This is a genomic window from Palaeococcus sp. (in: euryarchaeotes), from assembly GCF_053987695.1.
On sequence record NZ_JBMXHE010000085.1, the window covers coordinates 1 to 8,307 of the forward strand.

Sequence of the window (8,307 nt, forward strand, 5' to 3'; positions counted from 1 at the left end):
CCCATAAGGGTTCGGAGGAAAGAAAAGAAACCTCCAAAAAGAGGTGCCAAAAAGGAAAAGCGCATAGCATATACCCTGATTAAGGTGAAGGAAAATCAGCTCATAAGTGAGAAGGCCAAGGAGGTTGAAGCACTTTTCAAGGGGAGGTCCTTCTCCAGGCTCACGAACCCAGATGAGTTCACGCTTTTGATAAATATTGAGAGGCTGTGGAAAAAATATCCCCGGGTTTATGTTGTAGAGCTGGATGATGGAACGAGCAGATGGTTTTATCTAATCCCCAGCGAGGAGAGGATTAGGTTTGAAAGAAAGGACAAGTTCATAGTATTTATCCCGAAGAGCGAGGAAGCGCTGGAAAAGATCGTCCACAGGATTATAAACAAAGGTGCAAAACAAAAAACACCCATAGAAAAGGCTTTAAATCTTATACAAGCCCTCCTGGGAGTCGTGGGGCTCTTTCTTGCATATCTGCACAGGGCAGATATCATGCAGATATCGAACATCCTAACCTTTATTTTTGCCATGATAATAGTTGTTCAAAGCCTGAAAAAAAGTTACAGGGAAAGGGAATACGAATTCGATTAGCTCACCTTCCAAGCTCTTTATGAGCCTTCGCGAGGTGCTTTGCCGCTATTGCCGCAAGGAGCGAGAGTTCACCGGCAAGAACAGTGCCTGCTATAATCTCGGCAAACTTCTTGGCGTTCCCGCCACCGGCCACACCCATAATCGAGAGTGCTTCCCTCTGGGTGGGAACGCGAGTTCCTCCCCCAACCGTTCCAATTTCGAGGCTAGGCATGGTGATGCTTATGTATAGGTCTCCTTTAGGGGTAACCTCTGCCAGGGTTATGCCATGAGAGCCTTCTGTAATCTGAGCCTCATCCTGCCCCGTTGCGAGAAATATCGCTCCTACGATGTTTCCAAAGTGTGCGTTAAACCCGTAAGACGCAGCTTGGGCTGAGCCGATGAGGTTCTTCCTGTAGTTCACCTCGGCTATAAGCTCGGGCGTTGTTTTTAACTTCCTTTCCACGATTTCTCTTGGAATTACGGCTTCAGCAATTACACTCTTGCCACGCCCGTTGATGAAGTTCATGGCATTTGGCTTCTTGTCGACGCAGAGGTTTCCGGATAATGCCAAGTATTTGACGTCTGGGAATTTCTCCTCTATAACCTTCATTATCTCCTCGCTCGATATGGTTACCATGTTCATTCCCATTGCATCACCGGTCTCAAACTCGAAGCGCAGATAGAGATTGTTTCCAACTATATAGGGTTTAACTCCCTTTAGCTTCCCGTGTTTGGTGACCTTTGAAACTGCCTTTTCCTGGAGGTATTGAAGGTTCTCTCTAACCCATTGAGCGATCTCCCTTGCCCTTCTCGCATCGGGACATTTCAAGAGAGGTGCTCTCGTCATTTTGTCATCGATTAGAGTTGTCTTAACTCCCCCGGCAGCTGTCAGTGTGGAGCATCCCCTGTTGACGCTCGCCACGAGAGCTCCTTCCGTGGTCGCCAGGGGAATATAAAACTCCCCCTTTGCATATTCTCCATTAATTTTCAGAGGTCCTGCAACCCCCATGGGGATCTGGACGACTCCAATCATGTTCTCTATGTTTTTCCCTATCAGAAGATTTGGATCAATTGAATAATGCCCAATGTTATCGAGCTTTATTCCAAACTTTCTCTCTAATGCTTTCCTCCTTATTTCAGTTGCCAGTTTTTTGTTCCCATCCGTATATTTCTCCACCTGATGGAGCTTTATTTCTCCCCTTACAACTTTCCCAATAATCTCCTCAACATTCATAACAGGACACCTCCAATCCATCAAAAGCGGAACTGTTCATGTTCCTTCCCAAATATCCACTCTTCCATAATTTCTCCCGCTTCCAAAAAAGCCAGCGCCGCATCACTTTTTGGTTTGTATTTTAATATAGGAACACCAACGTTGATTGATTCAGGAACATTCTCATCAAAAGGTATGACACCAAGAACAGGGATTCCAACATCCTCCTCAATTGCTTCAACTATTTTGTCCACAATATCATCTGATTCTCTCACCTTGTTGAGTATCACTCCTTCTTTAAGTCTGTACTCATCTCCCAAGGCTTTCAGCTTGTTAACCTCGTTCTCCACCATTGTCTCAAAGGTGTAGATGGGAGACCTCTCTATTTCAACAACTATGATTTGATATCCCGCGATTTCAAAGGTCGGCAGTGTATCAAAGGGGATTCCGGTTGGAGAATCGACAAAAACGACACCAAATTTGTATCTCATCTCATCCACTATGTCCTTTAGCTTTGCGGTGGAGATTCCGAGAACGTCTTGGAGGTTTGTGCTTCCCGGCATCACGAAGACTCCAGAGTCAGGATGTTTATACACTGCCCAATCAGGGTTTAGTTTCACGTCTTTTAGAACTGAATGAACGGTATATTTAACGTTCTCAATGGAGAAGTGAAATCCAAGATTAGGCAGGTACAAATCACCATCTATCAAAAGGGTTCTATACTCCCTCTGGGCAAAATAGGTACCCAAGTTGGCGGTAGTCGTTGTTTTTCCTGCCCCGCCCCTTCCTGTAACGACAATAACTACCATTAAACACACCCTCTTAATTTAATACGCTCACATAGCTTTTTAAGCATTTTAGAATATAAATTTTTCTAAAAATAAGCATCTCCTCGCACTTCTCAAAAATACCTCCTTTAATGGTGAATTCCAATATGGAGGGCTCACAATGAAGAGAAAGAAGGAAATGGGTTTTCACCCGACTACTTCTCCAAAAGCGAACTTCTGCTTTACGGAGTTTATAACAATTTCCACTTCATCCCCCACATTTGTTTTAGGAACAAAAATCACAAACCCTTTAATCCTTGCTATGCCATCTCCGCCTTTTCCCATACTTTCAATCTTAACCCTATACCTTTCGCCAACTTTCACTGGGGGTTGAGGACCAAACCTCCTCCTCGGTCTGTCTCCAAACTTCCTATCACCAAATCTATTTCCTTCCAATTCAGACACCACCAACAGATATTGGCATTTTAAAAAAACTCACGGAGCTTTATAATGTTTTTGGTGCTCTCAATATATCTCTTTACATTAACCAAGAAAGAAAGCGTTATTAAACATTAGCCACATATCTCTCCGTTGGTGAGGTTATGGAAGAGGATGCTCCAATAAAGGTTTATATGGTAAAAAAGCTCCTCGGGGTAACACCCGAAGATTCTGTTCAAGAAGCATGCAGGATCATGGTGAACTTTGATATCGGTTCTTTGGTCGTCTTTGAGGACAAGAGGGTTATAGGTTTTTTCACGAAGAGCGACATCATAAGGCGTGTTGTGGTCCCGGGTCTGCCCTACAGCACTCCTGTGAAGGAGATAATGAGCAAGGAGCTAATAACCGTGAACTCAAACACGCCCCTCAAGGATGTTCTAAAGGTTATGGCAGAGCACAGGATAAAGCATATTCTGGTAGAGGATGACAACCAAATAATTGGCATATTCTCCTTGAGCGATCTTTTAGAGGCCAACCGGAGAAAGCTCGAGACGGCAATTGCCAGAGAGTGATCGGGATGATAAAGATAGCTCACATCAGTGATACCCATATAACTCCGGAGAGTGCGTTCAAAGGCTATCCCTATGATTTGATTGTGAATGAGATAAATACAACCGATTTTGATTTTGTCATACACACAGGGGATGTTACAAATCAGGGGCTCAGGGAAGAATATGAACACGCAAATTATGCTTTAAAGAAGATACAGAAACCTCTAATCGTCCTCCCCGGAAATCACGACTCCAGAAACGTGGGATATGAGCTCTTTGAAAAGTATGTGGGGCCTCTGTACGGGGTGTATGAGAGGAAGGATCTCGTTGTAATATGGCTTGATTCCACAATCCCCGACTTAAGCGACGGTAGGGTTGGTGGGTATAAGTTCAAGTGGCTAAAGGAGAAGCTTGAAGAGTATTCGAGCAAGAAGTTTAAAATTGTGGCGGCACATCATCACTTGGTTCCCCTCCCCGACACGGGAAGGGAGAGGAATGTTCTCTTCAATGCAGGGGATGTCTTGGACTTGCTTTTAAAGCATGATGTGAACCTATATGTATGCGGACATAAGCACGTGCCCAATGTTTACAAGATAGAGCACTTGATAGTGGCAAACGCAGGATGCACTTCCTGTAGGAAGACTAGAAAAGGCGATGTGAACAGCTACAACATAATAAAGGTGTATGAAGATGGTAAAGTTAAAGTTACCATAAAAAAGGTAACCGGGGACAAGGTTAGCAGGGACTTTAAGATTCCGAAGCAGAGGATTTTTATACCAAAGGGGGAGCGGCTCTTTAGAATAATCCAGATCAGTGAAAGCAATGTATCTGATAGGATTTATTTCAGAAAGAGGGTTTTGGAAAATGCAATAAAGGCAATAAATGAAAGATATAAACCGGATCTGGTTGTCCACTGTGGTGATATAGTTGATTATGGAATAGAGCGGTACTATGAAAGGGCGCTGGAGTTTTATGAGAAAATTAAAGCCGAGAAGATTATAATCCCCGGTCACAACGATATAACATATCTGGGCTATGATCTCTTCAAGGAGTATTTTGGAGAGCCTCAAATCATGGAGGTTGGCAACCACTTTGTTTTTATACCCATAATGACCGCCCAGTATGAAACGCCAATTGGAGTTTTGGGAAGGATAGGACAGAGGGTGCTCACAACTCTTCTGGAGGAATATATGGAAAAGTTCACCACGGTCGTAATGCACCATAACGTAATCCCGATACCAAGAAGCAGAGAGCTTGGATTTCTTGAGGATGGGGGGAATGTCCTGAAAATTCTTGCTTCCCATGCAGCGGATCTGGTTTTAACGGGCCATGGGGGGAATGCGGTGGGCATAAAGGTTGAGAATACACCCATAATAAACGCCGGCTCGATAAGCTGGGAACTCCATAGAAATCCCTTTGGAAATTCCTTTAATTTGATCGATATTTATCCAAGCATGGTGGTGGCATTTGAAGTTCAGGCTACATGGGGTTCCAGAAAGCTGCTGGGAATGTGGAAGATAAAAACAGAGGTGCCATGGAAGAACTGATCACCATTCCTCATCCTCTTCCCACTCATCCTCCCAGTCTTCGTCCTCCCATTCCTCCTCCAAAAAATCCTCCTCTTCCCATTCTTCATCTTCTTCCCAGTATTCCTCATATTCCTCTTCTTTCTTCTTTTTCTTTGGAGGCTGCATGTATATCCCCTATGGTACCTTCAGTTTGAAATTTATAAATATTGCCACACAACTTTTGATACTGTCAAGGTAACAATGGTAGCGCCCCAATAATACACTAATATACTACGTGGGGCATCAAAATGGCAGATTATCCTTAAACTCACCAGCTTTCACAGACCAACTCTTGGCCCAATGGCAAGCAACTTTTTTAACTTCAATGCATAGCAGAAATCATGAGAGTTGCCATAATGACGTCGGATGCCCGGGTTTATTACCTCGCCTCAAAGGTTCTCAAGGAGTACAGAATACCCTTTGACAGCCTGACGCTTGAAGAGAAAATACCCTTCGATGTTGAAGTTATTCTGACAAGTGAGGGAGATTATGAGAGGATAGATTTCCCCACAAAGATTATCGTTAGGGATGAGAACTTTATAGATGAGGTTCTGGCTAAACTCGAAGGTAGAAAGCGTTTTAAAAATATTTACATCGCGATAGATCCCGGGGAAAGGCCCGGTGTTTCGGTGGTTGGAGATCACCGGATTATTGAAGTATATCACCTAAAGAGCCCCACCGATATCGAAATAATCCTAGAGCTCTTGGAGAAGTATCCCGGGGCAAAGATTAAAATAGGCCATGGTGCAAGGAGGCATCGGGTGCTAACTTTAAAGGCACTGGCTGAAGTTTTGGGTGATGACTATACCGTGCTCCTCATCAATGAGAGGGGAACGACTCCAAAGATAGGAGGGGCCGAGATTTCCCAGGTTCAGGATATAGTTGCATCAATCAATATCGCTTTAAGGGATGGAAGAGAGGTTAAAATAAAGGAACTGCTGAAAGTTAAAGAACCCAGCAAGAGAGAGATTGAGCATATAAAAAGCAGGAGCAGACAGCTTAGTGGTGGTAAAATAACGATTCCCTCCGAACTCGCCCGTGAAGTTGCCAAGGGCAATATGAGTTTGGAGGAAGCTATTAAAGTTCATAAAAAGAGGATCAAAGGTGATGAGGAATGATATTTGGTAGGGAAGATCTCAAGGAGGAGATAAAGCTTAGAGTTGCTGAGGCTCTCAAGAGGGACGTTGGAAGGGGAATAGCGAGGTTTGATAGGAAATTCCAGAGACAGCTCGGCGTTGAGCCGGGGGATATAGTGGAACTCCATGGAGAGAAGGTTACGGCGGCAATAGTGGCTAATCCACATCCCGACGATAGGGGCATAGATATAGTAAGGATTGACGGCTACATAAGAAAGAATGCGGGAGTCAGCATAGGCGATTTTATCACCCTTAAGAGGGCCGAGGTTAAGGAAGCCAGAAAGGTTACACTTGCTCCTGCCCAGAGGGGCGTTCTAATCCAGCTTCCCGGAGATCTCGTGAAGAACAATCTCCTTGGCAGGCCCGTTATAAAGGGAGATCTAATAATTGCAAGCGGAAGAATTGAGGATGAGTTCCTTGCAACCCCCTTTGAGGAAATATTTAGAAACCTTCTTCCAGTTGGATTTGGCGAGCTCAAATTTGTGGTTGTGAGCACGGCGCCAAAGGGGATAGTTCAAATTACACATAACACTGAAGTTGAAGTCCTCCCCCAGGCTGTGGAGCTGAGGGAGGAAACTGTTCCTGAAGTTACCTATGAAGATATAGGTGGTTTGAAGGATGCAATTCAGAAGATTAGAGAAATGGTTGAGCTTCCATTAAAGCACCCGGAACTCTTTGAGCGCTTAGGCATAGAACCTCCAAAGGGAGTTCTTCTTTACGGGCCACCGGGCACGGGTAAAACACTACTCGCAAAAGCCGTGGCAAACGAGGCAAACGCTCACTTCATAGCTATCAACGGTCCAGAAATAATGAGCAAATTCTACGGAGAAAGTGAAGAAAGATTGAGGGACGTGTTTAAAGAAGCCCAGGAAAATGCTCCAAGCGTAATCTTCATTGATGAGATTGATGCTATAGCTCCGAAGAGGGAGGAAAGCCATGGAGAGGTTGAGAAGCGCGTGGTCTCCCAACTGTTAACCCTCATGGATGGACTCAAGAGCAGGGGAAAGGTCATCGTGATAGGTGCCACAAATAGGCCCGATGCCTTAGATCCTGCTTTGAGAAGACCCGGTAGGTTTGATAGGGAGATAGAGATAGGTGTTCCAGATAGACAGGGCAGGAAGGAGATACTTCAAATCCACACGAGAGGAATGCCTATAGAGCCAGAATTCAGGAAGAGTGAGGTATTGAAGATTCTGGAGGAGATTAGAAGCGATGAGAGATTTGCAGGCACAGCCGGGAGTGCCATTAGAAAGGTCGAGGGAGCGGGTAACGAGAAGGACATTAAGGAAACCCTGAAAGAAATAGATGAAAGACTATATGAAGAGGTTAGACACAAACTCATAGATCACCTATTGGACGAGCTGGCGGATAGAACCCATGGGTTTGTTGGGGCGGATTTGGCGGCGCTGGCAAGAGAAGCGGCAATGGCGGCGTTGAGGAGATTGATGAAGGAGGGCAAGATAGACTTTGAGGTGGAGACGATACCAAAGGAAGTCCTTGAGGAACTCAGAGTTACGAGAAGGGACTTTTATGAGGCTTTGAAGATGGTTGAACCATCGGCACTGAGAGAAGTTCTACTGGAAATTCCGAATGTTAGATGGAGTGATATAGGTGGTCTCGAAGAAGTTAAGGAACAATTGAGGGAAGCTGTTGAGTGGCCGTTGAAATATCCGGAAGCATTCTTGAGTTTTGGAATAACACCTCCGAAGGGTATTCTTCTTTACGGGCCTCCGGGCACGGGTAAAACTTTACTCGCAAAGGCAGTGGCCACGGAGAGTGAAGCAAACTTCATTGGAATTAGAGGGCCTGAAGTACTCAGCAAGTGGGTTGGAGAAAGTGAGAAGAACATAAGATAGATATTCCGCAAAGCGAGGCAGGCCGCCCCCACGGTGGTATTCATAGACGAGATTGATGCAATAGCACCAGTGAGGGGAAGCGATGTAAACAGGGTTACGGATAGGTTGATTAATCAGCTTCTTACGGAGATGGATGGTATTGAGGAGAATAGTGGGGTTGTGGTTGTTGCTGCGACTAATAGGCCTGATATTTTGGATCCTGCTTTGTTGAGGCCTG

General features: G+C 44.8%; 8 protein-coding genes and 1 pseudogene. 5 read left to right on the forward strand and 4 right to left on the reverse strand.

The window, feature by feature from the left end; genetic code table 11:
* Positions 1-582: hypothetical protein (locus ACXJGZ_RS07085; protein WP_456398805.1), on the forward strand; the 582-nt coding region annotated here is incomplete at its 5' end.
* Between the two features lies 1 nt (position 583).
* Here the strand turns inward: ACXJGZ_RS07085 and hmgA are convergent.
* From hmgA to ACXJGZ_RS07100, 3 genes are all read right to left on the reverse strand, one after another.
* Positions 584-1,795, reverse strand: coding sequence for a hydroxymethylglutaryl-CoA reductase (NADPH) (gene hmgA, locus ACXJGZ_RS07090; protein ID WP_456398807.1), 1,212 nt, complete (start codon positions 1,793-1,795; stop codon positions 584-586).
* Positions 1,796-1,815: 20 nt separating this feature from the next.
* Positions 1,816-2,583 (reverse strand): MinD/ParA family ATP-binding protein, encoded by a 768-nt coding sequence (locus ACXJGZ_RS07095; RefSeq protein ID WP_293252990.1) that lies wholly within the window; start codon positions 2,581-2,583, stop codon positions 1,816-1,818.
* 165 nt (positions 2,584-2,748) lie between these two features.
* Positions 2,749-2,997 carry a TRAM domain-containing RNA chaperone gene (locus tag ACXJGZ_RS07100; RefSeq protein ID WP_293253005.1) on the reverse strand — a complete coding sequence of 83 codons (249 nt, stop codon included), beginning with the start codon at positions 2,995-2,997 and terminating at the stop codon, positions 2,749-2,751.
* 146 nt (positions 2,998-3,143) lie between these two features.
* On the opposite strand from ACXJGZ_RS07100, the gene ACXJGZ_RS07105 reads away from it, so the two are divergent.
* Together ACXJGZ_RS07105 and ACXJGZ_RS07110 are read left to right on the forward strand one after the other, a co-directional pair.
* On the forward strand, positions 3,144-3,551 hold the full coding sequence (locus ACXJGZ_RS07105) for a CBS domain-containing protein (RefSeq protein ID WP_293252993.1): 408 nt from the start codon (positions 3,144-3,146) through the stop codon (positions 3,549-3,551).
* Positions 3,552-3,556: 5 nt separating this feature from the next.
* The gene (locus ACXJGZ_RS07110) at positions 3,557-5,077 is read left to right on the forward strand and encodes a metallophosphoesterase family protein (RefSeq protein ID WP_456321570.1); all 1,521 of its coding nucleotides are present in this window, start codon (positions 3,557-3,559) and stop codon (positions 5,075-5,077) included.
* Here the strand turns inward: ACXJGZ_RS07110 and ACXJGZ_RS07115 are convergent, their stop codons facing one another.
* The gene (locus ACXJGZ_RS07115; protein ID WP_293252999.1) at positions 5,078-5,224 is read right to left on the reverse strand and encodes a hypothetical protein; all 147 of its coding nucleotides are present in this window, start codon (positions 5,222-5,224) and stop codon (positions 5,078-5,080) included.
* A gap of 215 nt (positions 5,225-5,439) precedes the next feature.
* Here ACXJGZ_RS07115 and ACXJGZ_RS07120 point away from each other — a divergent pair, with 215 nt between their 5' ends.
* Both ACXJGZ_RS07120 and ACXJGZ_RS07125 read left to right on the forward strand, forming a co-directional pair.
* Complete coding sequence (locus ACXJGZ_RS07120) at positions 5,440-6,216, forward strand: hypothetical protein (RefSeq protein WP_456398811.1); 777 nt, start codon at positions 5,440-5,442, stop codon at positions 6,214-6,216.
* Positions 6,213-8,307: pseudogene (locus tag ACXJGZ_RS07125) on the forward strand (CDC48 family AAA ATPase); the annotation flags it as partial. The gene ACXJGZ_RS07120 and the pseudogene ACXJGZ_RS07125, both read left to right, overlap by 4 nt.

Bases quoted from the DNA above. Each gene is read 5' to 3' on its own strand.
- hmgA (WP_456398807.1), bottom strand. From the start codon at position 1,795: ATGAATGTTGAGGAGATTATTGGGAAAGTTGTAAGGGGAGAAATAAAG.
- ACXJGZ_RS07115 (WP_293252999.1), bottom strand. From the start codon at position 5,224: ATGCAGCCTCCAAAGAAAAAGAAGAAAGAAGAGGAATATGAGGAATAC.
- ACXJGZ_RS07105 (WP_293252993.1), top strand. From the start codon at position 3,144: ATGGAAGAGGATGCTCCAATAAAGGTTTATATGGTAAAAAAGCTCCTC.
- ACXJGZ_RS07095 (WP_293252990.1), bottom strand. From the start codon at position 2,583: ATGGTAGTTATTGTCGTTACAGGAAGGGGCGGGGCAGGAAAAACAACG.
- ACXJGZ_RS07110 (WP_456321570.1), top strand. From the start codon at position 3,557: ATGATAAAGATAGCTCACATCAGTGATACCCATATAACTCCGGAGAGT.
- ACXJGZ_RS07120 (WP_456398811.1), top strand. From the start codon at position 5,440: ATGAGAGTTGCCATAATGACGTCGGATGCCCGGGTTTATTACCTCGCC.